The organism is Haloterrigena alkaliphila, assembly GCF_017352155.2.
Lineage (GTDB): Archaea > Halobacteriota > Halobacteria > Halobacteriales > Natrialbaceae > Haloterrigena > Haloterrigena alkaliphila.
Window position 1 is genome coordinate 403,951 of sequence record NZ_CP071462.1, and the last position, 24,961, is coordinate 428,911.

24 protein-coding genes and 1 tRNA gene are annotated in these 24,961 nt (G+C 66.1%); 8 read left to right on the forward strand and 17 right to left on the reverse strand.

From position 1 onward, the window contains the following. The 3 genes from J0X25_RS20770 to J0X25_RS20780 form a co-directional block, all read right to left on the reverse strand. Entirely contained in the window at positions 1 to 3,426 is a 3,426-nt protein-coding gene (locus J0X25_RS20770; RefSeq protein WP_207289355.1) for a PAS domain S-box protein, read from the reverse strand. Positions 3,427 to 3,842: 416 nt separating this feature from the next. Then, positions 3,843 to 3,916: transfer RNA gene (locus tag J0X25_RS20775), tRNA-Thr, on the reverse strand. A gap of 140 nt (positions 3,917 to 4,056) precedes the next feature. Beyond that, the gene (locus J0X25_RS20780) at positions 4,057 to 5,037 is read right to left on the reverse strand and encodes a class I SAM-dependent methyltransferase (protein ID WP_207289356.1); all 981 of its coding nucleotides are present in this window, start codon (positions 5,035 to 5,037) and stop codon (positions 4,057 to 4,059) included. A gap of 146 nt (positions 5,038 to 5,183) precedes the next feature. Between J0X25_RS20780 and J0X25_RS20785 the strand changes: the two genes are divergently transcribed. The 5 genes from J0X25_RS20785 (at position 5,184) to J0X25_RS20805 (ending at position 8,266) form a co-directional block, all read left to right on the forward strand. Beyond that, positions 5,184 to 5,603, forward strand: coding sequence for a Rieske (2Fe-2S) protein (locus J0X25_RS20785; protein ID WP_207289357.1), 420 nt, complete (start codon positions 5,184 to 5,186; stop codon positions 5,601 to 5,603). Between the two features lie 48 nt (positions 5,604 to 5,651). Continuing rightward, positions 5,652 to 6,125 (forward strand): RidA family protein, encoded by a 474-nt coding sequence (locus J0X25_RS20790; protein ID WP_207289358.1) that lies wholly within the window; start codon positions 5,652 to 5,654, stop codon positions 6,123 to 6,125. 88 nt (positions 6,126 to 6,213) lie between these two features. Next, on the forward strand, positions 6,214 to 6,414 hold the full coding sequence (locus J0X25_RS20795; protein WP_207289359.1) for a hypothetical protein: 201 nt from the start codon (positions 6,214 to 6,216) through the stop codon (positions 6,412 to 6,414). A gap of 75 nt (positions 6,415 to 6,489) precedes the next feature. Then, positions 6,490 to 7,278, forward strand: a complete 789-nt coding sequence (dph5, locus tag J0X25_RS20800) for a diphthine synthase (protein WP_207289360.1) — start codon at positions 6,490 to 6,492, stop codon at positions 7,276 to 7,278. 130 nt (positions 7,279 to 7,408) lie between these two features. After that, on the forward strand, positions 7,409 to 8,266 hold the full coding sequence (locus J0X25_RS20805; RefSeq protein ID WP_225896711.1) for a hypothetical protein: 858 nt from the start codon (positions 7,409 to 7,411) through the stop codon (positions 8,264 to 8,266). Between the two features lie 22 nt (positions 8,267 to 8,288). Here J0X25_RS20805 and J0X25_RS20810 read toward each other — a convergent pair whose 3' ends face one another. From J0X25_RS20810 to J0X25_RS20865, 12 genes are all read right to left on the reverse strand, one after another. After that, a complete protein-coding gene (locus tag J0X25_RS20810) occupies positions 8,289 to 9,380 on the reverse strand; it encodes an alpha/beta hydrolase (RefSeq protein WP_207289361.1) in 1,092 nt (363 codons plus the stop codon). Between the two features lie 61 nt (positions 9,381 to 9,441). Beyond that, the gene (locus J0X25_RS20815; protein ID WP_207289362.1) at positions 9,442 to 9,936 is read right to left on the reverse strand and encodes a protein-tyrosine phosphatase family protein; all 495 of its coding nucleotides are present in this window, start codon (positions 9,934 to 9,936) and stop codon (positions 9,442 to 9,444) included. Positions 9,937 to 10,060: 124 nt separating this feature from the next. Beyond that, positions 10,061 to 11,323 carry an MFS transporter gene (locus J0X25_RS20820; protein ID WP_207289363.1) on the reverse strand — a complete coding sequence of 421 codons (1,263 nt, stop codon included), beginning with the start codon at positions 11,321 to 11,323 and terminating at the stop codon, positions 10,061 to 10,063. An 83-nt stretch (positions 11,324 to 11,406) separates the two neighbouring features. Then, on the reverse strand, positions 11,407 to 12,387 hold the full coding sequence (locus tag J0X25_RS20825; RefSeq protein WP_207289364.1) for an isocitrate/isopropylmalate dehydrogenase family protein: 981 nt from the start codon (positions 12,385 to 12,387) through the stop codon (positions 11,407 to 11,409). A gap of 78 nt (positions 12,388 to 12,465) precedes the next feature. Then, entirely contained in the window at positions 12,466 to 13,380 is a 915-nt protein-coding gene (locus tag J0X25_RS20830) for a DMT family transporter (protein WP_207289365.1), read from the reverse strand. 183 nt (positions 13,381 to 13,563) lie between these two features. Then, complete coding sequence (leuD, locus tag J0X25_RS20835; RefSeq protein WP_207289366.1) at positions 13,564 to 14,199, reverse strand: 3-isopropylmalate dehydratase small subunit; 636 nt, start codon at positions 14,197 to 14,199, stop codon at positions 13,564 to 13,566. Next, positions 14,196 to 15,617: a 3-isopropylmalate dehydratase large subunit gene (leuC, locus tag J0X25_RS20840; RefSeq protein WP_207289367.1), complete on the reverse strand. Its 1,422-nt coding sequence runs from the start codon at positions 15,615 to 15,617 to the stop codon at positions 14,196 to 14,198. Before leuC ends, leuD begins: the two co-directional genes overlap by 4 nt. Continuing rightward, a complete protein-coding gene (locus J0X25_RS20845) occupies positions 15,614 to 15,901 on the reverse strand; it encodes a DUF7989 family protein (RefSeq protein WP_207289368.1) in 288 nt (95 codons plus the stop codon). Before J0X25_RS20845 ends, leuC begins: the two co-directional genes overlap by 4 nt. Positions 15,902 to 15,918: 17 nt before the next feature. Continuing rightward, positions 15,919 to 16,977, reverse strand: a complete 1,059-nt coding sequence (gene ilvC, locus J0X25_RS20850) for a ketol-acid reductoisomerase (RefSeq protein WP_207289369.1) — start codon at positions 16,975 to 16,977, stop codon at positions 15,919 to 15,921. Beyond that, positions 16,970 to 17,629, reverse strand: a complete 660-nt coding sequence (ilvN, locus tag J0X25_RS20855) for an acetolactate synthase small subunit (protein ID WP_207289370.1) — start codon at positions 17,627 to 17,629, stop codon at positions 16,970 to 16,972. The genes ilvC and ilvN overlap by 8 nt, the downstream gene beginning before the upstream one ends. Then, a complete protein-coding gene (gene ilvB / locus J0X25_RS20860; protein WP_207289371.1) occupies positions 17,626 to 19,449 on the reverse strand; it encodes a biosynthetic-type acetolactate synthase large subunit in 1,824 nt (607 codons plus the stop codon). Before ilvB ends, ilvN begins: the two co-directional genes overlap by 4 nt. A gap of 350 nt (positions 19,450 to 19,799) precedes the next feature. Next, positions 19,800 to 21,044, reverse strand: a complete 1,245-nt coding sequence (locus J0X25_RS20865; protein ID WP_425600936.1) for a LeuA family protein — start codon at positions 21,042 to 21,044, stop codon at positions 19,800 to 19,802. A 533-nt stretch (positions 21,045 to 21,577) separates the two neighbouring features. On the opposite strand from J0X25_RS20865, the gene J0X25_RS20870 reads away from it, so the two are divergent. Continuing rightward, the gene (locus J0X25_RS20870) at positions 21,578 to 22,033 is read left to right on the forward strand and encodes a ferritin-like domain-containing protein (RefSeq protein ID WP_207289372.1); all 456 of its coding nucleotides are present in this window, start codon (positions 21,578 to 21,580) and stop codon (positions 22,031 to 22,033) included. 226 nt (positions 22,034 to 22,259) lie between these two features. Continuing rightward, the gene (locus J0X25_RS20875) at positions 22,260 to 22,550 is read left to right on the forward strand and encodes a DUF5779 family protein (protein ID WP_207289373.1); all 291 of its coding nucleotides are present in this window, start codon (positions 22,260 to 22,262) and stop codon (positions 22,548 to 22,550) included. 79 nt (positions 22,551 to 22,629) lie between these two features. Here the strand turns inward: J0X25_RS20875 and J0X25_RS20880 are convergent, their stop codons facing one another. Then, positions 22,630 to 23,127, reverse strand: coding sequence for a YciE/YciF ferroxidase family protein (locus J0X25_RS20880; protein ID WP_207289374.1), 498 nt, complete (start codon positions 23,125 to 23,127; stop codon positions 22,630 to 22,632). Between the two features lie 352 nt (positions 23,128 to 23,479). Further along, positions 23,480 to 24,163 (reverse strand): VOC family protein, encoded by a 684-nt coding sequence (locus J0X25_RS20885; RefSeq protein ID WP_207289375.1) that lies wholly within the window; start codon positions 24,161 to 24,163, stop codon positions 23,480 to 23,482. Positions 24,164 to 24,237: 74 nt separating this feature from the next. Here J0X25_RS20885 and J0X25_RS20890 point away from each other — a divergent pair, with 74 nt between their 5' ends. After that, the gene (locus tag J0X25_RS20890) at positions 24,238 to 24,921 is read left to right on the forward strand and encodes a hypothetical protein (RefSeq protein WP_207289376.1); all 684 of its coding nucleotides are present in this window, start codon (positions 24,238 to 24,240) and stop codon (positions 24,919 to 24,921) included. Positions 24,922 to 24,961: the final 40 nt, after the last annotated feature.

A 24,961-nucleotide genomic window follows, 5' to 3' on the forward strand; every position in this document is an offset into this window, starting at 1 on the left:
TCACTCAGCTGCTGGAAGCGTAAACGAGAACGTGGAGCCTTCGCCCGGTTCGCTTTCGACCCAGATTTCCCCTTCGTGTCGTTCGACGATCCGCTCACAGAGTGCGAGACCGATACCGGTTCCGCTGTGTTCTTCCTGACTGTGAAGCCGGTCGAAAACGGTAAAGATGCGGTCTTGATCGTCAGGATCGATCCCGATACCCTCGTCTTCGACCGAGATGACCCATTTTTGACCACGTCGTCTGGCACCGACGTGCACCCGCGGCGGCTCGTCGCCGCTGTACGTAATCGCGTTCGAGAGCAGATTCTGGAAGACCTGCCGCATCTGGGTGTCGTCACCCTTTACCCGTGGAAGTCGTTCCGTCGTGATTTCGGCGTCGGTCTCTTCGATTTGTATCTGTAAGTTATCTACTACGTCACTGAACACGTCTTCTAACTCGATCGGCTCGATCGGGTCGCCGCGCGTCTCCACCCGGGAGTACGCGAGGAGGCCGTCGATCATCTCGCGCATCCGTTCCGCTCCGTCGACTGCGAACTCGAGGAACTCTCGCCCGTCCTCATCGAAGGCATCGGCGTAGCGGCTCTCGAGCAGTTGGAGATAACTCGTCACCATCCGTAGCGGTTCCTGTAAGTCGTGTGAGGCGGCGTACGCGAATTGCTCGAGCCGTTCGTTCGATTCCTCGAGCTTTTCGACCGTTGCTTCGAGTTTGCGCTGGGACTTCCGGCGTTCAGTAATGTCGGTCAGCGTCACGACCGCGCGACTTACGTCCCCCCGCTCATTTCTGACCGGCATCCCGTGTTCCATGATGATTCGCCGGCCATCATCGAACGTCGTGATCTCGTAGACGTTCGGCTCCATCACCTCCTCGCCCTGAAGCACCTGATACATCGTCCAGTCTTCGGGCTCGACTCCCTCACCAGAGTCCGCCCACACCGCGGAATACTTTTCGTAGTCCTCGAAACCGTCCGCGTTGAAGACGTCTCCGCCCCAGATCTCTTTTGCCGTGTCGTTTGCCCGAATCATCGAACCGTCCGCATCGGAGACGACGGCACCGACGGGAAGCACGTCGAATAACGTCTCGAGTTGCTTGCGTTGCTCCTGGGCCTCGAGTTCCGCCTGTTTCCGTTCCGTAATATCGGTCAGTGCGCCGGGGAATGTAATCGGATCTCCGTCCTCGTCGCACTCGACGTGGCCGCGTGCCACGACCCAGCGGAGTTCCCCGTCGGCGTTCCAGACCCGATACTCCTCTTCGTATTCGTCACCGGATTCGACGGCTTCCTGAATCTTCCGCTCGACGCGCTCGCGGTCGTCTTCGTGAATTGACGAGGTGATCCGTTCCAGCGGGACTCCCTCTCGGGCCGCGTCCGGATCGACGCCGAACGTCCTGGCGAACGACGCGCCGGTAACGAACGTGTCTTCGGGGATCCGCCACTCCCAGGTGCCGACCGCACCGGCCTCCGTCGCCGCCTCGAGTTGGGCCTTCGCATCCTCGAGATATCGCTCGCGCTCCTTCTGCTCGGTGATATCCTGGGCCATCGTCATGCCCGCGAAGACGTCGCCGCGCTCGTCGGTGATCGGCACCGAGCGGAGCACCCACTCTCGACCTTCGTAACAAAGTTCAATCGATGCTTCCTCGCCCTCGAGCGCCGCTTGGAACGCGGGTTCGAGGTCGTCGACGGTTTCGTCGGGCCAGACGTCTCGGAAGTTCTTCCCCTCGAGATCGTCGGGGTCGACGGGAATCCAGTCGAACCCCTGTCCCGCTGCCAGCGTGTACTCGAGGTCGTGGTCGAACAGCGTCACGAGACCGTTCGGGAAGTACTCCGCGAGCGTCCGGTACCGTTGTTCGGACTCCTTCCGGGCTTGCTCGCGCTTCTTGCGTTCGGTCACGTCGCGGAAGTAGACCGAGATGCCGGTCTCGGAGGGATAGAGATTCGCCTCGACCCAGAAGTCGAGCGTGTCGTAGTAAAGTTCGTAGCTGGTCGCTTCCTGTTCGTCCCGGGCCGTATGGAAGGCCTCCCAGACGTCGTCGATTTCAGCAGCGGACGGAAACACATCCCAGAGGCGTTTACCGAGCAACTCCTCCTCCGAGTGCTGGAGGAGTTCTTCGGCGCGCTCGTTGACGTGCGTGAAGTGGAAGTCTTCATCGACCGCGTAGAAGGCGTCAGAAATCCGTCCGAGCATGCGCTGGAGTTCGCTTTCGAGTTCCTGTTCGCGCTCCCGTCGGTCGGTCATATCGCGAGTCACCTTCAGATATCCGCGATGGGTTCCGTCCGCGTCCCGGACCGCCGAGATCGTCACGTTCGCCCAGAACCGCGTGCCGTCCTGCCTGACGCGCCACCCTTCGTCTTCGACGGAGCCGTTCTCGAGAGCCCGCTCGAGGTTTCGCTCGGGGACGCCCGCATCTCGGTCTTCTTCGGTGTAAAACGTCGAGAAGTGTTCGCCGAGAATCTCGTTCCGATCGTACCCTTTGATCCGCGACGCACCTTCGTTCCAGCTCACGACGGACCCATCGGAATCGAGGCGGAAAATCGCGTACTCTTCGACGGCGTCGGCCAGCGATCGAAACTCCTCTTCGCTCTCCCGCAAGGCGTCTTCCGAACGCTTCCGATCGGTGATGTCGTAATAGAGTTCGATCCGACCACCGGCGTACTGGCCGGTCTCGACGGGTTTGCTGTAGTGCTCGAGCCACCGTCCCTCGCGGTCGTCGTCCGCCGTGAGTCGACACTCGAACCGCTCGGTGTAGCTGTTGTCCTCGTAGACGCCCGAAACGGTTTCTTCGAAGCGTTCCGGGTCGGCGAAGTTGTGTTTCATCGTCTCTTCCAGCACCTGTCGTTTGTCGCGCCCGATGATCTCGTTTCGATCGAGGCCGAAGTATTCCTCGGCCGTTTCGTCGATCCAGGCGACCTCGAGGTCGCCATCGATTACGAAGGCTCCGATATCGGACTCATCGAGTACGGTAGCGATCGATTCGTACGAGTCTCGTGTCGACTCGAGCGTGTCCAATCGGTGTTTCTGTTCGGAGAGATCCCGGGCGACGCCGATCGTCCCTTCGAACTCACCACCATCCATGAGCGGGTTGATTCGAAGTTCGCACGGTACTGTCCCGCCATCGGCGGTCTGGATACCGAGTTCGAGCGTAGCAATACTGTCGTCTTCCGCAGTCACTCGAGTGCGGATTTCGCGTTCGATGTCGACGATGTCGTTTTCGGCGAGAACGAGTGAGACGTGTTCGCCGAGAAGTTCATCCCGAGTGTAGCCGGTCGTCTCGACGATAACCTCATTAACCGCGACAAATCGGCCGTTGGAGTCGAGTTGGTAGATCCCGTCGTCGATCGTGTTAACAAGCGTCTGATATCGTTGCAGAGCCACATCGTTTTCGGCATCCCCCCAAAATGATCCTTCAGAAGCGTCCGCTCGTGTTCCCATAGTCACCCATGTCTACTTGCAGTGAAAAACCTCTCGTCGTACGGTCGGCACCTGGTCTCGACTTCGTGCCGGTTCTTTCGGTATCGGTACGACCGACGAAACCCTCGAGACCGAGAAATATCGCCACAGAGACAATTACTTCGGCACATCCGGTAGCGGTTAGCAACTCGTCGAGTGGGACGGAGGTCGGTCTCGAGGTGGAGTCGACGTTGGCGACAGTAACGGCTGGGGATCGAATATCGCAGTTGCTATCAGAGTGATCTCATATAGAACGGGTGTCTCTCCCGAGTACAACTGTTTCGCGTAGAAGGCAAGCCGGCGGAGGGATTGTGAACCACGGTCGGAGCGAGCTCCTCCCTGATTCAAATCCGCCACAGCTTGCTTCGCTCCTCACGTGATGTTCGTCGCAGAAGACAAGCCGGTGGAGGGATTTGAACCCTCGACCTAATCCTTACGAAGGATTCGCTCTGCCAGTCTGAGCTACACCGGCACGCTCGCTTCGCTCGCGTCCCGAGCCTTGCCTCGGTTCCCTCGGCAAGACACCGGCACGGTGTGTCTATTCATAGGTTCGATGCCGGCCATAAGGATTGCGAATCGTCGCGCACGTGCGAAGGGGTCGCGTGCCTCGAGTCAGCGCTCGAGGCGCACGTCCAGACAGACGTTCAGTTCGTGGGGCGCGTAGGACCGTACGACGCGCTCCGTCTCGACGGTGACGTCGTACGCCGGTTCAGCGGCGTCGCGGATCGCGCGCTCTCCCGGGCCGAACGGGTCGTCCTCGTGCTGGATGTCGTAGTAGTGGAGGACGCAGTCGTCGCCCGCGACGGCGACGGCCGACTCGAGGAATTCGTCGGCGCTGTGGGGGAGGTTCATCACGACGCGGTCGCCCCAGTCCGCGTACTCGGGGGCGACCTCGCGGACGTCTTCGCAGACGGCGGTCACTCGATCCGCGACGCCGTTCCGGCGCGCGTTCTCGCGCAGGTAGTCGATCGCGTCCGGGTTAACGTCGACGCCGACGCACTCGGCGCCGCGCTTCGCGACGGGGATCGCGAACGGGCCGACGCCGGCGAACATGTCGAAGGCGTGTTCGCCCTCGGAGACCTGTTCCGTAACTCGGTGGCGCTCGGTCGCCAGCCGCGGCGAGAAGTACACCGCAGCGAGATCCAGCAGGAACTCGCAGCCGTACTCGCGGTGGACGACCACCGTGTTCTCGCCCGCGAGCAACTCCCAGTCGCGGACCCGCGTCTCGCCTTTCACCTTCGAGGCCTTGTTCAACACCGTCTCGAGGGGCAGATCCGACGCCACGATGGCGTCCGCGATCGCACGGGCGCGCTCGGGATCGTCCTCGTCGATCAGCGCCGCCCGTCCGAGGCGCTCGTAGGAGGGTTCGAACCCCAGCAGGTCGGCGGGCGTCGTCTGGGTCTCGCGCTCCTCGAGCGGTCGGGAGACGACCTCGAGGTCCTCGGGGACCGCCGCGGGGTCGGCGACCGGCACGTAGAGGCTGCCGTCTTCGACGGTCAGTTCGTAGTCGTCGTCGATCAGGTCCGCGTCCGCGAGTCGCTGGCGCGCGGCCTCCCCTTCCTCGCGCGGGACGCGGACGCACGGCACGTCCATACCCCCACGGAGCCGTCGAACCGCCGTAACGGTGACGTTTCGCCGCGCGGTCCGAGGTTTCGCTGCGCGGTCCGAGTCGCGACCGGGTCGCTCGAGGATCGGCGAGTGGAGTGAACGTTTTCACGCAGCCGACGCTATGGGTCCCTATGCGAGAGTTGACGACCGTGGAGACGGTCCACGAGGAGGGGTCGTGGCTGTTCACGGTACGAGATCAGTACGGCGAGCAGGACGAGGTCATCCTCGTCCCCTGCGACGACGGAGCCGAGGCCTGGATCAACCGCTGTACGCACGAGGCCCAGCGGTTCGACACCGGTCGCGGCGTGCCGATGCGCGACGGCCAGATCATCTGTCCGAAACACGGCTCGATGTTCGATTCGTGTTCCGGCTACTGCGACAACGGCGAGGCCGCCGACACCACGCTTCCGGCGGTCGACATCACGGTTCGCGACGACGGCCGGATAGTCCTCGACGACGACGAGTTCACGTTCGTCGGCGAGGGCGGTATCGACGACAACGAGGACGGCGGCGACGACGGTCCCGCCTCGACCTCGCACATCGGCTTTTGAGTCCGTCGTCGCGCGGGGGCTTATTTCACTGCGCTGTCTGGTCTCCGTATGGACCGCCAGACCGTCTCGAGCGACACCGAGTGGGAACCGAAGGTGGGCTACTCGCGGGCCGTCCGCGCGGGCTCGCACGTTCACGTCGCCGGGACGACCGCGACCGACGAGGACGGGAGCGTCGTCGCGCCCGGAGATCCCTACCGGCAGACGGAGCGCGCCCTCGAGATCGTCGCGGACGCATTGGCGGAAGCCGGAGCGAACCTCGAGGACGTCGTCCGAACCCGCATCTATACTGTCGACCGTAACGGTTCGTGGAGTCGCCGAGCAATCCGGCGAATCCACCGCGCTGACTTACAGTCGACAGTATACGTCACCGACATCGACGACTGGGAGGCGATCGGACGCGCACGCGGCGAGGTCTTCGGCGAGATCCGTCCCGCAGCCAGCATGGTCGAGGTCCAGCGGCTGATCGACCCCGACCACTGCGTCGAGATCGAAGCGGTGGCGATCACCGACGACGGTCGGTGACCCGCCGCGTTACGCCGACCCGACGACCGCGTGGCAGGCGCAACCAACCGCATTTTCACTCTCGAGCCCGTCATCTGGGCCGATAGGGATGACCTCGACAGGCAATCGCTCGAAGCTGCTGAAGAACGCGAGTACCGTGACGACGCTGATCGACGCAGTAATGGAGTTTTCGAAGGGCCGACGCGCCAGCGGCGTCCTGCTGCTCGTGGCCGCCGCGCTCTCCTCGCGCGTGCCCGGGTTGGGGACGGCCACGTCGCTGCTCCTGCGGGCGTCTCGCCGACTTCGATAACGCGCCGCCGACGCCCCACCGTCGCGCACGCCGCGTCTCGAAAGCGTATTCCGGTCGCTGGCACTACCACCGGCCATGCTCACCTTCATCGGCCTCGGGCTCTACGACGAGCGGTCGATCACCGTCGAGGGCCGGGAGGCGCTGCGAACCGCCGACCGCGCCTACGCCGAGTTCTACACTAGCGAGCTGCTCGGCGCGAGCGTCGCGGACCTCGAGGAAGCCCACGACACCAACATCGAGGTCCGCGACCGCGCCGGCGTCGAACAGCACCCCGACGATATCCTCTCGGCCGCGGAAACGGAAGACGTGGCCTTTCTGACCGCGGGCGACACGATGATCTCGACGACCCACGTCGACCTGCGCCTGCGGGCCCACGACCGCGAAATCGAGACGCGGGTGATCCACGGCGTCACCGCCCAGACGGCCGCCAGTTCGCTCACCGGCCTCCAGAACTACCGTTTCGGGAAAGCGACGACCCTCCCGTTCCCCTACGCCCACGGCGCCGACGGGCTTCCCGCCAGCGTCACGAACACGATCGACGCGAACCGCGAGGACGGCCTACACACCGTCGTCTACCTCGACATAAAAGTGGGCCACGAGCGGGCCGCGGAGGACGAGTACATGACCGCCGACGTCGGCGCCGAACTGCTCGCCGAGACGTATCCCGATCTCGTCGGCGTCGTCGTCGCCCGCGCGGGCAGTCCCGGTCCGCTCGTCGAGGCCGGAACGATGAGCGAACTCGCCGAGCGGGAGTTCGGCGACCCGCTGCACCTGCTCGTCGTTCCCGGGGAGTGCCACCTCCTCGAGGCCGACGCGCTGGTCGAACTCGCCGACGCCGATCGGGACGCGCTCGACGTCGTCTGAGACGGGGTGCGAGGCCGTGACTGAGACAGGGCGCACGGCGTCGTCTGAGACGCGTCGCGAGTCGTCGATCCCCGTCCCTCGAGCGCGGTCGAACGCGTGGCTATTTATGCCCGTAGTGGGAGTCGGGACCATGAGCGGTCGGGAGCGCACGGACGAACCGAGCGAGCGGGACGACGCGGTCGACGCGAGCGCCGCCACCGACTCGAGCACCGCGATCGGTGACGCCACGGCGAACGGGAATCGCGAACTGGACCCGGAGACGGTCGCGATCGCCCGCGACGAACTCCAGCGGACCTTCGACTACCAGGTCGAGCGCCTCCGGGAGATCGACGGCAAGGCCATCGAGATCTTGAAGGCGAACCTCCTGCTGATCGGGCTGGTCGTCACCGGCGGCTCGATCGTCTTCCAGACCGAGATCGACGTCGCGGCCTTCGCGAACCTCTTTACGATCGCCGGCACGCTGCTCCTGCTGGTCTCGACGGGACTGGCGGGGGTGACCTACATCGCCTCCAACCTCCGGGGCGGCGTCGACGGCGACGCCGTCGAGGTCGCGCTCGCGTCGGCTCGAGCCGCCGCGCCGTCGGACGCGAACCGGTTCGAGGAGCGCCTGCTGCGCAGCTACGGCCGCTGGATCGAGTACAACGCGCGGGTGACCGCGGTCAACGACATGTTCGCGACGATCACGGTCCTCATGGTGATCGCCGGGCTCGTCTACGTCGCCGCCGGCATCGCCGTCGGCGCGGTCGGCCCGTCGACGGTCGTCTCGGTGCTCTCCTTCCTCGTGCTGACGGTCGTGCTGGGCTGGCTCGGCGCCTTCGCGTACTACATGGATCACCTCGGCGTGAGCGAGGAGTCCTGGGAGGGGACGTTCGACGGCGTCCGCCTCTCGAAGGGCGTCACCCGGAAGCGGGGGCTCTCGACGCTCCGGACGATGCGCAGCGAGCGCGACGAGGCGGAAGCGGCCGAAGCGGAACGCGACGCGCCGTAGGACCTGATTCCGCCGGCGACGGTTATCCTTGCAGGACGCCCTCGAGTTCGTTCAGGAAGTCACCCGGCACCTCGACGTGGGGCGCGTGGCCCGTATTCCCGAAGACGACCTCCTCGAACTCGCCGCCCGCGTCCGCGTACTCCTCGAGGACGGCGCGGGTCTGGTCGACCATCGGCTGGGGCGGGAAGACGTCCTCGCCGGGCCAGTCGGGGACCTGCCCCATCCGGCCGAGCGTGCCGACGTCGAAGACGGACTCGTTGGAGACGATCTGATCCGAGTCGCCGCGAATCCACAGCACGGGCGGCTTCTCCTCGGGATCGATCTCGGTGATCTCATCGAGCGAGCAGTACTTCGGCGAGATGGCGTTGTTGACCCCCGTGTCGCCGGGTGCGGCGCCGGGCCAGTGCTCGCACTCGGTCGCGTTACCGGGGTAGTTCTCGTCGCCGGTTGCGGTGTCGAGCATCCCCGTCAGGTACGACTCCTCGCTCTCCTCGTCGAACACGTAGCTGGGATCGACGTAGAACGTCCGCAGGACCTTCCGGGGCGAGGACTGCCCCTCCTCGCCGCGGTCCCGATCCGCGAGGCCGGCGACGAACTCCTCGTTGCCGAGGCCGCCGCCGGAGCCGGCGTAGTCGTCGAAACACGGCGTTCCCTCCTCGTCCTTCGTCCCCCCGAAACCGTACGGCGAGAGCGGATTGAGCAGGACGAGCGAGTCGACCTGCTCGGGGTTGTCGATCGCGTACCGCATCGCCGCTCCGCCGCCGTTCGACCAGCCGACCAGCGTGACGGGGTCGGCGAGCTCGAGTTCGCCGAACAGCGCGCGGAGGTCCGCCTCGAAATCGCCGAGGCCGTTCGTCGCATCGATCGGCTTCGTTTCCGAATCGCCGTACCCCCGCAGGTCGGGCGCAATCGCGTGATAGCCGGCCGGGAGTTCCGTCATCACGTCCTCGAAGAAACGAGACGAAGAAACGTTACCGTGAATGAACACCACCGTCCCGCCGGCATCGTCAGCACCGTTCGGAGCGCCGGCCTCGAGGTAGTGTGTCTCGAGGCGATCGGTGTCGACAGTGTGGGAATCGATGCCGGCGAGGGTGTCGTCTCGCGTCTGGAGCATAGCCCCCGATACCACGTTCCCCCTGATAACTCCCGGTCCGGCACCGGCAGCCGACGCCGAATCAGAACCGACCGAGGAGGTCGTACAGTTCCGCTTCGGTCGCGTTGCCGTCTCTGATCGCCTCTCGAGGTGATCTGGGCCACGGGGTCGATTCGACGGTCTCGAGCGCTGTCGTCGGTGACAGTCCCCGTTCGCGGACGAGCCACGCCGCCGCGACGACGCCCGTACGGCCGAGCCCGGCGTTGCAGTGGATCGCGGCGCGGTGGCCGCCAGCCGTCATCGACTCGAGGATATCGACGGCCCTCGTGAGACGGTCGACTTCGGGGAGGTAGCGGTCCCGAATCGGGACGTGTGCGGTCTCGAAGGTCCCGTCGTAGGCGGCCGGGACTCCCCAGCGTGACGCCTCGCTCTCAGAGAGGAGACAGAGCACGGCGGACACGCCGCGATCGGAGAGGACGTCGGTCCACGCCGCGAGGTCGCCGCCGAGGTGGCCGGGCCGACAAGCCCCGAAGATCGGGACGTCGTCGGTGATAGGGCCGAAGTTCGCCGTCGTCATGACACCGCGTACGACCCTGTGGTACTTGAAAGCACACGCGACGATGGCGTCCGCGACGGTTGGACGCGACTGCGGCGTCCGCAAGGAAGAGTGCACGATCGAAGGGATGGCTCGGAGAGCGCGGTCAGTCGTCGCTCGCGGCGTCGGCGGGGGAACCAGCGTGGGCCGACCGACTCCGGAGCGAGGCCCCGACGAGCGCAGCGATGGCGGCGCAGCCGGCGATGACGGCGAACAGTACCGCGGGCGTCGAGTGAGTCAGGACGACCCCCGCCAGCGAGGCGCCGACCGCGCCGACCCCGAAGATCGCGGTGTAGGAGTAGCCGAAGGAGAGTCCCCTCGACTCCGCGGCGGTGTACGCCGAGACGGCTTCCTGATTGATCGGGGCGATCGCGAAGGCCGCGAATCCGAGGAGTCCGGCGACGGCGAGGAGCGGGACCAGCCCAGCGTTCGCCGCCGGAACGAACGCGATCGCGATCGCAGCGAGAACGGCGTATCCCCCCAGCAGCGCCGTCTCGACTCGGATCCGGTCGACGAGTTTTCCCCCGACGTACTGTCCGACGCCGCCGAGGAGCAGGAGTCCGGAGTAGACGTACTGGCTCGGCTCGAACGCGCGATCGAACGCCGTCACCGGATCGAACAGGGGCAGGTCGGCCAGAATGTCCGGCAGGAAGGTGAACGCGGCGCGGTAGTACAGCCCGTACAGGATTCCGGTCAGGAACACGAGGGCGAACCCGCCGGTGAACAGGCGCTTCGAACTGGCGACGAACGCCGCGAGGTCGCGGGGCTGGTCGCCGTCGGCCGTCCCGTCGTCTCCCCCGCGGGCGGCGGCCCCGGCAGTCTCATCGAACGTGAGTCGGAGTCCGACGGCCGTCGCGACGAGGGCCGGAACGACGAGCAGCGCGGCGACGGCTCGCCAGCCGACGAACGCGAGAAGCACCGCCGCGAACAGCGGTCCGATCGCGACGCCGACGTTCCCGGCCGCGCCGTGGTAGGCGAACGCCGTCCCCCGTTCCTTCGTCCCGCGGCTGATGAGCGCCAGCCCCGCCGGATGGTAGAGGCTCGCCGCGAGCCCCCACAGCAACAGCCCGATCGTCAGGACAGCGAGGGTCGGGGCGACGCTCACGATCCCGAACGACGCGGCCATCCCGAGCAGACACGCGGCGACGAGCCGCCTCGAGCCGAACCGGTCGGCGAGCAGCCCGCTCGGGAGGGCGCCGATCCCGATCAGCGCGTAGCTCGCGCCGACGATGGCGCCCAGAAACGCCGCCGTCGTCGAGAACGCCTCGAGCCAGATCACGACGAAGATCGGGAGCACCAGCTCGTACGTGTGGAACGTCGCGTGGCCGAGCATGGCGAACGCGGTCACGACCCGATCGTTCCGATCCATGCGCCGTGTACGTCACCCGATTTACAAAAATGCGACCGTTTTCGGCCGAAATCGGTGCTTCGAGCCGACTCGTGCCGATCCGCCTACAGACGGTCGACGATCGCCTCGGTCACGTCCGCCGTCGAGGCGTCGCCGCCCAGATCCGGCGTCCGCGGGCCGTTCTCGAGCGTGTCCTCGACGGCCGCGTGGACGGCCTCGCTCTCCGCGTCGTAGCCGAGGTACTCGAGCAACATCGCCGCGGAGATGATCGTGGCGGCCGGGTTCGCGACGCCCTGACCGGCGATGTCGGGCGCGGTGCCGTGGACGGGTTCGAACAGCGCGCGGTCGGGGCCGACGTTGGCGCTGGGGAGCAGGCCGAGGCCGCCGACCAGTCCCGCGGCGAGGTCCGAGAGCACGTCGCCCGCGAGGTTGGGGCAGACGACGACGTCGAACTGCTCGGGGTCGAGACAGACTCGCGTCGCGAAGGCGTCCATCAGCACCTGATCGGTCTCGACGCCGTTCTCGTCGGCGACCCGCTTGACGGTGTCGCGGAAGAGGCCGTCAGTCTCGCGCATGACGTTGGCCTTGTGGACGATCGAGAACCCGTCGTGCTCGCCGTCGGCGACGTAGTCGCAGGCGAACTCGGCGAGTCGCGCCGAGGCGGACTCGGTGACGACGCGGGTCAGCGTCGAGACGTCCTGCGTCAGGCGGTCCTCGTGGCCCGCGTAGACGCCCTCCGTGTTCTCCCGGAGGAAGACCAGATCCGTCTTGGGGCGGACGGCGTCGATGCCGGGATACGCCTTCGCCGGTCGGATGTTGACGAAGGAATCGACCGCCTCCCGAAGCGGTAGGATGACGTCGGCAGCGGTGTCGCCGGCCGCGCCGAACAGCGTCGCGTCGGCCGACGCCGCGAGGTCGTAGGTCTCCTGAGGCAGCGCCTCCCCCGTCTCTTCTAACACCGCGTCGCCCGCGTCCGCCTCGACGAACTCGAAGTCGATCTCGAGGGCCTCGAGGACCTCGACCGCGGCGGGGGTGACTTCCTGCCCGATTCCGTCGCCCGGGATGACGGCGATCTCGTGGGTCATACTCACCCCTCTCTTGGGGTGCGAAAAGAGGGTGTCGATACCGGGAGCGGTCCCTGACGGCGGGAATCGGACGTCCAATCAGGGGGAGCCGACGCCCGTCGAGAACCCGATCGCCTCGGCGATCGCGCGTCGCTTGAGCAGGACGAAGCCGACGGCGACCACCACGAAGCCGACGATGGTCAGGAGGCCGATCTCCTCGCCGAGCAGGAAGACGCCGGCAACCGTCGCCACGATCGGGACCAGATAGCCGATCAGCGCCGCCTCGAACGCGCCGTGTTGCTCGAGGATCCGGAAGTAGATCATGAAGGCGACGGCGGTCGCGAAGACCCCGAGGTAGAGCAGGGCGCCCATCGAGACGGGGCCGATCACGTCGGCACTGAGACCCTCGCCCCGACCGAGGCTGACGGCGTGGAGGACGAGGCCGCCGACGAGCATCGACCAGCCGACCAGCGGCAGTTGCTCGAGGGTCGGACCGGCCCGCTGGATCAGGACGCCGCCGAGCGCGACGCTGCAGACCTGCCCGACGATGAGCAACCGCGACGCGGTATCGCCGGCCAGCAGATTCCCCGGATCGGGCTGGACGACGAGGCCGACGCCGACGAAGCCGATGGCGGCGCCGACGGCCCCCAGCGGCGAGAGCCGTTCGCCCAGCAGCGGGATGGCCCACAGTGCGGTGATGATGGGGACCAGTCCCTGCAGGATCGCGGCGACGCCGCTGGGAACCGTCTGCTGGCCGAGAAAGAGCAGGCCGTTGCCGGCGATGAGAAAGACGCCGCCGCCCGCGACGGCCGCCAGATCGTTCCGCGCGGTCGGCCGCCACTGCTCGACTCGGAGGACGGCCGCGGTCAGCAACAGCAGCGCGGCGATGTCGTACCGGGCGGCCGCGAAGAGCAGCGGCGGCAGGTGCTCGAGACCGACCGAAATCGCCGGAAAGGAAAACCCCCAGAGGATCGCGAGCAGGACGAAAAGCGGTGCGTCGAGAGAGCGAGACATAGACGACTGTAGCCGTCAGTCCCCGAAGTATCTCGCGATTTCGGCCGTCACCTTCCGGTTCAGGCGTGTTATCACGGAACAAGTGCCACTACGGAGTAACCCGTCGCTCGAGACCGATGGGTATCGAGGGACGACGCGATCGAACGGAAACGAGTGAAAACGAGGTTCGAAATCGAACGCCGCCTACTCGGCTTCGGGAATCGCTTCGTCCTCGACGTAGGGGAGTTCCCGCGCCTTCTTCCGGACCGCGCCGGCGTTGGACTTCATCAGCGCCGTCGTGTCCCAGACGCCCTCGACGAGGGCCTTGCGCTGGGCGTCGTCGACGGTCACGTCGATCGTCTCGCCGCCGTAGGTGACCGCCTCGGCCTCGACGTCGATCTCGATCTCGCCGTCGGGATTCGCGTCGACCCAGTCCTGCAGTTCCTGAATCGTCTCGCTGTCGGCGGTGACGGTCGGAATACCCAGCGCCAGACAGTTGCCCGCGAAAATCTCGGCGAAGCTCTCGCCGATGATCGCGTCGATCCCCCAGCGCATCAGGGCCTGGGGCGCGTGCTCGCGCGAGGAGCCACAGCCGAAGTTGCTGTTGACGACCATCACCGAGGAGTCCTGATACCGATCCTCGTTGAACGGGTGCTCCTTCTGGTTGTCGTCGTCGTCGAAGCGCAGATCGAAGAACGCGAACTCGCCGAGGCCGTCGAAGGTGACGACCTTCATGAACCGCGCGGGGATGATCTGGTCCGTGTCGATGTCGTTGCCCCGAATCGGGACGCCCGAACCGGAGACGTAGTTGACTTCTGGAATCTCGACTTCGTCGGTCATGCGAGGTTCACCTCCTTCAGATCGCGTACGTCGGAGACTTCCCCGGTGATCGCCGCGGCGGCGACCATCCGCGGGCTCATCAGCACCGTGCGGCCATCTTTCGATCCCTGCCGGCCGACGAAGTTCCGGTTCGAGGAGGAGGCGCAGGCCTCGTCGCCCTCGAGCTGGTCCTCGTTCATGCCCAGACACATCGAACAGCCGGCGTTTCGCCACTCGAAGCCGGCTTCCTCGAAGGTGTCTTTGAGGCCCTCTTCCTCGGCGGTCTTCTGCACGCGCTGGCTGCCGGGGACGACCATCGCGCGGACGTCGTCGTGGACCTGCCGGCCCTCGACGATCTTCGCCGCGCGGCGCAGATCGGGCAGGCGGGCGTTCGTACAGGAGCCGAGGAAGGCCACGTCGATGTCGTACCCCTCCATCGTGTCGCCGGGTTCGACGCGCATGTGCTCCTGGGCGCGTCGGGCGGTGTCCTGCTTGTCTGCGGGCAGGGATTCGGGTTCCGGAATCGGCTCGGTGACGCCGACGCCCTGACCGGGCGTGGTGCCCCAGGTGACCACTGGCTCGAGTTCGTTGGCGTCGATGTGGACGACGTCGTCGTACTCGGCGTCGTCGTCCGAACGGATGGACTCCCAGTAGGGCTTGAGTTCCTCGAACTTCTCCGGGTTCTCCTGGAAGTAGTCCGTCTGCTCGAGCCACTCGTAGGTGGTCTCGTCGGGGTTGACGTAGCCCGCGCGGGCGCCGCCCTCGATGGACATGTTACAGATCGACATCCGGCCTTCCATCCCGAGGCTCTCGATGGCCTCGCCGGCGTACTCGTAGACGTAGCCGACGCCGCCCTCGGTGCCGAGTCGGCGGATGATCTCGAGGATGACGTCCTTCGCCTCGACGCCCTCGCCGAGTTCGCCGTCGACCTGGATCTTCCGCACTTTCTGTTTCTCCATCGCGACGGTGCCCGTCGCGAGCACGTCGCGGATCTGGGAGGTCCCGATCCCGAACGCGAGCGCGCCGAACGCGCCGTGGGTCGAGGTGTGGGAGTCCCCGCAGACGATCGTTTTCCCGGGCTGGGTGATCCCCTGTTCCGGTCCGATGACGTGGACGATCCCCTGATCGCCCGTCGTCGGGTCCGAGAACTCGATGCCGGCCTCCCGAACGTTTTCCTCGAGTTCGGCCATCATCTCCTCGGCCGCGTCCTCCTTGTAGGGGCGGGACTGATCCGCCGTCGGGACGATGTGGTCGACCGTCGCGTGGGTCAGTTCCGGGAAGGCGACCTCGAGGTCGCGCTCGCGGAGCATCCCGAACGCCTGCGGACTCGTGACCTCGTGGATGAGGTGAAGCCCGACGAACAGCTGATCCTGTCCCGTCGGCAGCGTGGTGACTTTGTGTCGATCCCAGACCTTGTCGTACAGCGTGCCCTCGCTCATTCCTCGTCCTCTACGGTGGTGGTCGGTTCGCGGCCGCGTTCGAAGACGCGGTTCGCGTCCGCGGCGTCCTGTGGCGGCGTGTGATCCACGTCCGCCATCGTGTCGGTCGGTTCGTCGTCTGTGCGTCCGTTCGAATCGGTCGCGGCCCGGTCGGTGTTCTCGGTCCCGCCGTCGGTGACCACCGTCGGCCCGCGACTGAACAGCCGGCCAGCCGTCTCCCCCGTGTAGGGGTTGGTGTGGCTGACGTCGGCCATCGTCTCGGATGTCGTGTCGTTCTCGTTCATTGGTCGGGTGCTCGGTCTCAGTCGTCCGCCTGCACCTGGACGGACTCGTCTTCGTCTTCGGTCTCCGCTTCGTCGTCGGCCCACGCGAACAGGTCGCGCAGGCGCTCGCCGACCTGTTCGATCTCGTGGTTCTTCTCCGCTTCCCGGAGCTGGTTGTAGCTCGGTCGACCCGCCTGGTTCTCGAGGATCCACTCGCGGGTGAACTCGCCGTTTTGAATCTCCTCGAGCGTCTCCTCCATGTTCTCGCGAACGTTCTCGTCGACGATGCGGTCGCCCCGGGAGAGGCCGCCGTACTCGGCGGTGTCGCTCACGGAATCCCACATCTCGGCGTGGCCGCCCTCGTACATCAGGTCGACGATCAGTTTGAGTTCGTTCAGGCACTCGAAGTAGGCGATCTCCGGCGAGTAACCGGCGTCGACCAGCGTCTCGTAGCCGTGCTTGACCAGCGAGGTGACGCCGCCACAGAGGACGGCCTGCTCGCCGAAGAGGTCGGATTCGACCTCCTCCTGGAACGTCGTCTCGATGACACCCGCTCGAGTGCAGCCGATCCCCTTCGCGTAGGCGAGCGCGCGTTCGGACGCCTCGCCCGTAGTGTCCTGATAGACCGCGAGCAGCCCCGGCGTCCCCTCGTCGTTCTCGTAGTTCCGGCGGACGAGGTGACCCGGACTCTTGGGCGCGACCATCGTCACGTCGACGTCTTCCGGCGGCTCGATCTGGTTGTAGTGGATGTTCAGCCCGTGGGCGAACTGCAGCGTGTCGCCGGCCTCGAGGTTCGGCGCGATGGCGTTCTCGTAGACGTCCGCCTGCACGGTGTCGGGCACCAGCACGGAGACGTAGGAAGCCTGTGCGACCGCGTCGGCGGGCGTCTCGACCGTCAGCCCGTCGGCTTCGGCGGCCGAGCGCGAGGACGATCCCTCGCGGAGGCCGACGACCACGTCCACGCCGCTGTCGTTCAGGTTCAGCGCGTGGGCGTGGCCCTGGCTCCCGTAGCCCAGCACGGCCACGGTCTCGTCGTCGAGCGTCGATACGTCTGCGTCGTCGTCGTAGTAAATGTCGGTGGTGAATTCGTCAGTCATCGTCTGCTGGAATTTCCTGCTGGTTCGCCTCGTCGGCGGCCGATTCCGTCGCGCTCACGGGCGCCGCCGTCTCGTCGGTGCCCCGCGCTAGCGCCGTCGCCCCGGTTCGTGAGATTTCGCGGATCCCGAACTGGCCGAACGTCTCGATCGCGGCCTCGATCTTCTGGCGGGCGCCCGTGATCTCGAACGTTGCGGTTTCGGGACTCGAGTCGACGGTCTTCGCGTCGTACATGTCGGCGACGGCGTTGACCTGTGCCGGGTCGTCGGCCTCGACTTTGATCAACGCCAGTTCGCGTTGCATCGCGTCGGGCTCGAGTTCGCGCGCCGAGATCACCGGGACGAGCTTTCGCAGTTGTTTCTTGATCTGGTCAATGCCCGGGTCGGGCTCCTCGACGACGACCGTGATCCGCGCGCGGTCGTCGTCTTTCGTCGGCCCGACGGTCAGGCTCTCGATGTTGAACTGGCGCCTCGAGAACAGCCCCGAGACGTCCGAAAGCACGCCGGGTTCGTGCTCGACCAGCGCGGAGATGACGGTGCGCCGGGGCAGGTGGGTCGCTTCGACCTCGGGGTCGATGCGAATGCCCTGCTTGTTGCGTCGACCCGCGGGGGTCGGTCGCTCCTCCGGAGCCGGGCCGTCTAATCCCCGTTTCATAGCTGGTCCTCCGCCAGTGCGAACTGGCCGTTGTCGCCGCCGCTCGGAACCATCGGGTAGACGTTGGCGTCGGGATCGATGTGGACGTCGATCACGGACGGGCCGTCGTAGGCGATCGCGTCCGCGATGGTGTCGGCGACCTCGTCGTACTCGTCGATGCGGAAGCCGGCCGCGCCGAACGCCTCCGCGAGTTTGTCGAATTCGGGCATCCAGTTGTACTCCGACGCGGCGTGTCGGCCCTCGAAGAAGGCGTCCTGCCACTGTCGGACCATGCCGATGTACTCGTTGTTGAGCACGGCGACCGTGATGTCGAGCTCCTCGCGGACCGCGACCGAGAGCCCCTGCATCGTCATCAGGAACGAGCCGTCGCCGTCGATACAGACGACGTCCTGATCGTCGTCGGCCGCGAGACGGGCGCCGATCGCCGCGGGGAGTCCGTACCCCATCGTCCCGAGGCCGTGACTCGAGACCCACGTGCGGGGCTCGGTGAACGTCCAGTACTGGCAGGCCCACATCTGGTGTTGGCCGACGCCGGTGGTGACGATGGTGTCGTCGTCGGTCGCCTCGTCGAGCGCCTCGACGACGAACTCCGGCTGAACGGGACCGTCCTCGGGCGCATCGTAGGCCATCGAGTAGTCGGACTTCCACTGCTGGCACTGGGCGCGCCACTTGGTCGCTTCCGGCGAGGAGTCGACCGCCTCGCGCAGTTGCTCGACGACCGTCTCGGCGTCACCGACCAGCGGGTAGTCCGCGTGGATGTTCTTCGAGATCTCCGCGGGATCGATGTCGACGTGGATCAGTTCCGCGTCGGGCGCGAAGGTCTCGATGCCGCCGGTCAGGCGGTCGTCGAACCGCGTGCCGATCCCGATCAGCGTGTCGCAGTGGGTGATCGCCATGTTGGCGTAGCCGGTGCCGTGCATCCCCGCCATCTCGAGCGATAGCTCGTGGTCCTCGGGGAACGCGCCGATGCCGGGCATCGTGGTGATCACCGGGATCTCGTGTTCGATCGCGAACTCGCGGCAGGCCTCGCTGGCCTCGCCCTTGATGACGCCGCCGCCGAGTAGCATCGCGGGCTTCGCGGCGTTCTCGATCCGCTCGGCCGCGGCCGCGACGAGTTCCTCGTCCGCGCGTTCCTGCACCCGATAGGTGTCGGGCGTCTTCGGCGCGTCCGGCTCGCGGTCGGTCTCGCCCTTGGTGACGTCCTTGGGGAGGTCGACCAGCGTCGGCCCCGGACGGCCCTCGCCGGCCAGCGCGAACGCCTCGCTGACGTCGCTCCCGACGCGGTCCGAGTCGCTCGCGAAGGTGTTGTTCTTCGTGATCGGGGTCGTGACGCCCGTCGTATCGGTCTCCTGGAAGGCGTCGTTGCCGACGAACTCCGTCGGGACCTGCCCCGTCAGCGCGACCAGCGGGTCCGAGTCCATGTCGGCGTCCGCCAGTCCCGTGACGAGGTTGGTCGCGCCCGGCCCCGACGTCGCCAGACAGATACCCGGTTCGCCCGAGACGATGCCGTAGGCGTCGGCCGCGTGGGCCGCGCCTTGCTCGTGGGCCATCGTCACGTGGCGAATGTCCGAATCGTAGAGCGCGTCGTAGACGGGCATGATCGCCCCGCCCTGCACGCCGAAAGCGTACTCGACGCCCGCGTTCTCGAGCGCGCGGACGACGGCCTCGGCGCCGTTCGTGACGGGTTCGGCCTGCTCGGTCGGCGTCGACTCGGTGTCGGCGTCGAGCTCCTTGGCCGCGTCCGGGGCCGCACTGTCCGTGATCTGGTCGTCGTCCTGTTCTTCGTCCGCCGGTGTGACCTTTGCTGCGCGTTCGCTCATCGATTGCCTCCCGCCGCGTGGCGGCGTGTGTCGGTCGCGCTGGGTGTAGAGTGGTGTGTCATCTGCTGGATGTGCTGTCGCTGTGAAAACGATGCGACGAATTTCGGTCCGGAGCTACGAGGTACTAGAGAGGGGGCGAGAGCGCCCCTACAATACGAATCGAAGCGAACGCGCTGGTGTCGGCCGAGTTGCGAGCCGACAGCGAAGCGCGGACCGTCATTACTGATGACGTAGGACCCTCGAGGGACATAATGGTTGCGAGTCTCACGGGTCGTGCAAGTGTTGCGATTCGAATCGCTCGAGCGCGACAGCAGGGGCTCGCGGGCGGTGGCAAACGAGGCGGCCATCCCTCAGACGCGCACCTCCTCCGTTTCGGACTGACGTTCGATGTCAGCCTCCTCCGCGAAGCGCTCGAGGTCGTCGACGGTGACGCGGCGCTTCTCGGCCCCGTAGTCCTTGACGCGGCGGGTGACCGCCGTGACCTGCTCGTCGGTCGGCTCGAAGCCGAGCTCGTGCAGGCGCTCGCGGACCGAGTGGGTCCCGGTGTGTTTCCCCATGACGAGTCGGCGCTCGGCACCGACCATCTCCGGAGTCATGACGCCGGGTTCGAAGGTATCGGAGTTCTCGATGATGCCCGCGGCGTGGATGCCGCTCTCGTGGGAGAACGCGTTGTCGCCGACGACGGGCTTGTTGCCCGGCGTCCCCATGCCGCTCTTCTCTTCGACGACGTTCGAGAGTTCGGTGATGCGCGTCGTGTCGATGCCCGTGTCGCACTGGTAGAGCGACTCGACGGCCATCACGTACTCCTCGTAGGCGGCGTTACCGGCGCGCTCGCCGATCGAGTTGACCGAGACCTGCGCCTGGTCGGCGCCCGCCTCGATACCGGCCAGCGCGTTGGCGGTGGCCAGTCCGAAGTCGTCGTGGGTGTGGACGTCGACCCGCGCGTCGGTGTGGGCACAGACCTTCTCGATCATGGCCTTGAACCGGGTCGGGGTGGCGACGCCACACGTGTCCGGGATGTTGATCCAGTCGACGCCGACCTCGCTGACGGCCTCGATGATCTCCATCAGGAACGGCTCGTCGGTTCGCGTCGCGTCCATCGGCGAGAACATGCAGGTAGTTCCCGTCTCGACGACGCGTTCGACCGATTCGACTGCGCGCTGTACGACTTCGTCCCGCGTCGCGTGCATGGAGTCCTCGATCTGAACGTCGCTGGTGCTGACGAACGTGTGCACCATTTCGACGCCGGAATCCAGTGCGGCCTCGATGTCCGCGTCGACGACGCGGGCTAACCCGCAGGTCGTCGTCGAGGTCGATGACGCGATATCACGAACGGCTTCGAACTCCGCGTCCGAGTTGACCGGGAACCCGGCCTCGATAACGTGGGTTCCCATCTCGTCCAGAATGGACGCGATCTGCCGTTTGTCGTCGTAGGAGAACGACGTTCCGGGCGACTGTTCACCGTCCCGGAGCGTCGTATCGAAGACACGTGCTGACTCTATTTCGTCAGTGGAATCTAACGTGCCCTGGAAGAACTCGACCCCCCTGACTGGTGTCAGAGGACGGGTTGTCTTGTGAAGACATTGTGTCTGAATCCGACGGGCGACGAAGTATATAAACCTAACGCTGAGGCTACGGGGCGAGTCATGCTACTACAACTCATACTATCGTCAGCGATCGGAAAACCGTACGACACCAACGCCCTAATACGTCACCATATGTCCTATTATCATACTACGCTCGAGGCGCGTCGCCCGCGAGCGACATCCGAATCGTCCCGAATATCAGGCGGTGACCGGCCACCATCGCTGGCGCGCACTCGGCGAGTAGACGTTCGGTCGGGATTACGTCTCGGAGCGGGGTGCTGAAACGAAACCATCGATTATCTGGGGGGCGATACCGGACATTCGTCCAACTATTTCGCACCCCGCGCTGAACGGCGGTCCCGCCGGAGCAACCCTGAGAGGGCCGAGGAGGCGTCGTCTCGGACGACCGAGGGCGTAATCGGGGCGTCGCGTTCACGGACGCCGATGGCGAACGGCGACGGAACGCGAGACGCCGGGACGGAAATGAATCACGCAGGCGCGCGTGTCAAGATTTTATCCGTCGCCGTGGTAGATCGAGCGGCATGACGACCGACGAGATTACGGACCTCCTGACGGAGGCCTACAACGACGAACTCGAGACCGTAATGAACTACCTCTCGAACGCGATCGTCCTCGACGGCATCCACGCCGAGGAGGTCAAGGAGAGCCTCGAGGAGGACATCCAGGAGGAACTCGACCACGCGCGGCTGCTCGGGGAGCGCCTGAAGCAACTCGACGAGGCGCCGCCCGGCTCCGAGCAGTTCGAGGCCAAACAGCACAGCCTCCAGCCCCCCGAAGACACCACCGACGTCCAGTCGGTCATCGAGGGCGTCCTCGAGGCCGAAGAGGGCGCGATCGAGACCTACCGATCGCTGGTCGACGCCGCCGACGAGGCGAACGACCCCGTCACGGAGGACGTGGCGGTGACGATCCTCACCGACGAGGAGGCCCACCACACCGAGTTCCGCGGGTTCCAGAAGGAGTTCCCCATGGACTGATCGGTTCGACTCGATCGCCGCCGCGGACGATCGTAGACGGTCGAAGACCGCGAGCGACCGAAGGGAGCGAGCGGGCCGAGGAACCCTCGAGGCCGCGCCATCGGCGCGGCTGAGGGGGTGACGCAGGCTTTTCATCGAAGTTTTGCCGAGGGCGCGCCGAAGGCGCGCCCGCAGAGCAAAAGTTCGGAGGCGAACGTTTTTCTCGCCGCAGTTCGAGCCCCCTCGTATGAGCGACTTCGACCTCGACCTTCGAACCGTCGAGGAACACATCGACGACGAACTCGAGATCGAGGGGAGCATCGTGCTCGGCACCCTCGACGGAACGACGCCCGACGGCGAGTGGCTCGAGGCCATCTCGAAGGGAAACGTCCTCGTCCTCAACGTCGAGGGCGACGTCAACGAACTGGCGGCCGGGTTCGCCCGCGACATCAAGGAATCGGGGGGTAACCTCGTCCACTTCCGGGGCTTCCTGCTCGTGACGCCGCCGGGCGTCGACGTGAGTACGGATCGACTGTAGGCCTCGGAAACCGACGGTACGCCGCGAGAAAGAAGCCGATTGCGTGGGGCTGCTCCGCGCCGCGGGTCCGCGCTCGTCGCTAGTCCGAGGCCTCGAGTTCGCCGTAGTCGAACTGCTCGCCCTTCTCCGAGAGCGTCTCGAGTTCGTCCTGCTCCTCGCGCAGCGTCTCCTCTAACGTGTCTGCGACGTCGTCCATCCCGAGCTGATCGGCCATCGGGATGAGGTTGCCGTAGGTGGCGATCTCGTAGTGTTCGGACTTCTGGCCGGCCGCGATGTTGAACCGATCGATGGCCTCGTCGCTGGGGTCCTGATCCATGAACTCCTCGTGGGCCTGGATCATCGCCTCCACGATGGGGTCTTCCTCCGCTTCGGGCTCGGCGTCGAGCTGGTCGAACACCTGCTCGATGCGCTCGACCTGGGTCTCCGTCTCCTCGCGGTGCTCGGCGAAGCCGCTCTTGAGCTCCTCGCTCGAGGAGCTCTGCTCGAGTTCCTCGAGGGCGTCGAGGAGTCGTTGTTCGGTGTAATACGCGTGCTTGAGTCCGGATACGAAGAGGTCTTCGGTTGAGTCGATGCTCATGGGTGATCCATCTGGTGGGACAGCGTTGGAATCGATAAAGCGCGGGCTTGCGCTGGGCAGGGATTCGCCCGATCGACCGAACGCGTGAGGAAAGCAGGTCTCGAGACGGAACGACGATATCGAGAGTTACGCCCGGAGAACTCGTACACTCGAGCGAGCGACTTGCACTGGCAACAGGGAATCGCCACGCCCTCCCCAACCGATTCACTCGCTCTCCGAGGGGTTCACTGCGTTCACCCCTCGTCCCGCTCGCTCATCCCTCGCACGTACTCACCGACGCGCCTTCGCAGTGCTCAGGCGCGTCGCCAGCGCGCGCCACCGCACATCGGTACGTCTCGCGTGGCAACGGCCCCTACGTCGTGAACGTCAGGACGTGGCCGTCCGGATCGCGGACGACGACCTCCTCGTCCGCAACGCGATCGACGCGGCTGACGCGGTCGCTGACCGCCTCGAGCGCGCCGGTCGGTTCGCTGGTCTCGAACCCCAGATCGACGTGGACGCCGCCGCGGGCGTCCGCGATACCGAGGTGGGGCTCCCAGAGTTCCAGCGCCATCGGGCCGTTCATCCGAACTCGTTTGCGCTCGTCACCCACGTCGACCGTCTCGAATCCGAGTTCGGTGTAGAACGCCTCGGCGCGCTCGAGGTCCTCGACCTCGAGGACGACCTCGAAGATGCCGTCGATGCCGGGGCCGTCGACGCCCTGCTGGCCGAGTTCGACGCAGTTGCCGTCGGGGTCGTACAGGTACAGCGACTTCGCGGAGCCGAACGCGACCTCCTCGAGGTCGTAGTCGGCGCTCAGTCGGTCCCACCACTCGTCGTACTCCGCGTCGGGGATCGAGAACGCGTAGTGGGTGTGCAGTCCGCCCCGCGGGACGGCCTCGGGTCGCCGGAGGACGAGATCCGTCTCGCCCGCGGCGAACGCGAGTTCGTCCGCCCGCCGCTCGCGCAGGGACAGCGCCAGCGTCTCCTCGTAGAACGACCGCGCCGGCTCGAGGTACTTGACCTCGAGCGCGAGCCAGGACAGGCCGGTGAGCATGGTGGGACGTACACCGAACAGCGGTATAGAAGCGTCGCCTACGCTTTTACCCGCCGCGGTCGTACTCACGGGGTATGTCCTTCCGTATCGACGAGTCCGCGACCGAGTTTCGGGAGATCGACCGCTTCGACGGCGGCGTCGGCTGGATCGCCCATCCCGACGAGGAGATGCAGCGAGCGAGCCACGCCCTCGCGATCGACGGCGAGGTCTGGGTGGTCGATCCCGTCGACGCCGACGGACTCGACGACCTGCTCGCCGAGTTCGGCGACGTGACCGGCGTCGTCGTCCTGCTCGACCGCCACACCCGCGACGCCGAGGCGATCGCGGACCGGCACAACGTTCCGGTCTACCTCCCGCGAATCTTCGAGGGCGTCACGGACGAGATCGAGGCCCCGGTGGCGCGCTTCTCCGACGAACTCTCGGACACCGGACTCGAGGCCCACACGGTGGTCGACAACCGCTTCTGGAAGGAGGTCGCCCTCTACGATTCCGAGAACGGAACGCTCGTCGTCCCCGAGTCTGTCGGCACGGCCGACTTCTTCCGCGCCGGGCGCGAACGCCTCGGGGTCCACCCGATGCGGCGGCTCACGCCGCCGCGGGAGGAACTGGGCGGGTTCGCCCCCGAACGGATCCGCGTCGGGCACGGGTCCGGTATCGAGACGGACGCGGCGGGCGCCCTCGAGGACGCGCTCGAGAACTCGCGGCGGCGCGCCCCGCAGGCGTACGCGAGAATGGCGTGGCAGTTGCTTCCCGTTTGAGGCGGGAGTCGGTCCTCGTCGCGAGCAGACGCGTCCCGCC

What these genes read in the sequence shown, in the direction of transcription:
- leuD (WP_207289366.1), bottom strand. Translation starts at nt 14,199, where the DNA reads ATGACCGACGAAGTCGAGATTCCAGAAGTCAACTACGTCTCCGGTTCG.
- J0X25_RS20830 (WP_207289365.1), bottom strand. Translation starts at nt 13,380, where the DNA reads ATGTCTCGCTCTCTCGACGCACCGCTTTTCGTCCTGCTCGCGATCCTC.
- J0X25_RS20880 (WP_207289374.1), bottom strand. Translation starts at nt 23,127, where the DNA reads ATGAGCATCGACTCAACCGAAGACCTCTTCGTATCCGGACTCAAGCAC.
- J0X25_RS20825 (WP_207289364.1), bottom strand. Translation starts at nt 12,387, where the DNA reads ATGACCCACGAGATCGCCGTCATCCCGGGCGACGGAATCGGGCAGGAA.
- J0X25_RS20885 (WP_207289375.1), bottom strand. Translation starts at nt 24,163, where the DNA reads ATGCTCACCGGCCTGTCCTGGCTCGCGCTCGAGGTCAAGTACCTCGAG.
- J0X25_RS20870 (WP_207289372.1), top strand. Translation starts at nt 21,578, where the DNA reads ATGACGACCGACGAGATTACGGACCTCCTGACGGAGGCCTACAACGAC.
- J0X25_RS20780 (WP_207289356.1), bottom strand. Translation starts at nt 5,037, where the DNA reads ATGGACGTGCCGTGCGTCCGCGTCCCGCGCGAGGAAGGGGAGGCCGCG.
- ilvB (WP_207289371.1), bottom strand. Translation starts at nt 19,449, where the DNA reads ATGAGCGAACGCGCAGCAAAGGTCACACCGGCGGACGAAGAACAGGAC.
- J0X25_RS20815 (WP_207289362.1), bottom strand. Translation starts at nt 9,936, where the DNA reads ATGACGACGGCGAACTTCGGCCCTATCACCGACGACGTCCCGATCTTC.
- J0X25_RS20845 (WP_207289368.1), bottom strand. Translation starts at nt 15,901, where the DNA reads ATGAACGAGAACGACACGACATCCGAGACGATGGCCGACGTCAGCCAC.
- J0X25_RS20795 (WP_207289359.1), top strand. Translation starts at nt 6,214, where the DNA reads ATGACCTCGACAGGCAATCGCTCGAAGCTGCTGAAGAACGCGAGTACC.
- J0X25_RS20785 (WP_207289357.1), top strand. Translation starts at nt 5,184, where the DNA reads ATGCGAGAGTTGACGACCGTGGAGACGGTCCACGAGGAGGGGTCGTGG.
- leuC (WP_207289367.1), bottom strand. Translation starts at nt 15,617, where the DNA reads ATGAGCGAGGGCACGCTGTACGACAAGGTCTGGGATCGACACAAAGTC.
- ilvN (WP_207289370.1), bottom strand. Translation starts at nt 17,629, where the DNA reads ATGAAACGGGGATTAGACGGCCCGGCTCCGGAGGAGCGACCGACCCCC.
- J0X25_RS20810 (WP_207289361.1), bottom strand. Translation starts at nt 9,380, where the DNA reads ATGCTCCAGACGCGAGACGACACCCTCGCCGGCATCGATTCCCACACT.
- J0X25_RS20875 (WP_207289373.1), top strand. Translation starts at nt 22,260, where the DNA reads ATGAGCGACTTCGACCTCGACCTTCGAACCGTCGAGGAACACATCGAC.
- J0X25_RS20770 (WP_207289355.1), bottom strand. Translation starts at nt 3,426, where the DNA reads ATGGGAACACGAGCGGACGCTTCTGAAGGATCATTTTGGGGGGATGCC.
- J0X25_RS20820 (WP_207289363.1), bottom strand. Translation starts at nt 11,323, where the DNA reads ATGGATCGGAACGATCGGGTCGTGACCGCGTTCGCCATGCTCGGCCAC.
- dph5 (WP_207289360.1), top strand. Translation starts at nt 6,490, where the DNA reads ATGCTCACCTTCATCGGCCTCGGGCTCTACGACGAGCGGTCGATCACC.
- J0X25_RS20890 (WP_207289376.1), top strand. Translation starts at nt 24,238, where the DNA reads ATGTCCTTCCGTATCGACGAGTCCGCGACCGAGTTTCGGGAGATCGAC.
- J0X25_RS20805 (WP_225896711.1), top strand. Translation starts at nt 7,409, where the DNA reads ATGAGCGGTCGGGAGCGCACGGACGAACCGAGCGAGCGGGACGACGCG.
- J0X25_RS20790 (WP_207289358.1), top strand. Translation starts at nt 5,652, where the DNA reads ATGGACCGCCAGACCGTCTCGAGCGACACCGAGTGGGAACCGAAGGTG.
- ilvC (WP_207289369.1), bottom strand. Translation starts at nt 16,977, where the DNA reads ATGACTGACGAATTCACCACCGACATTTACTACGACGACGACGCAGAC.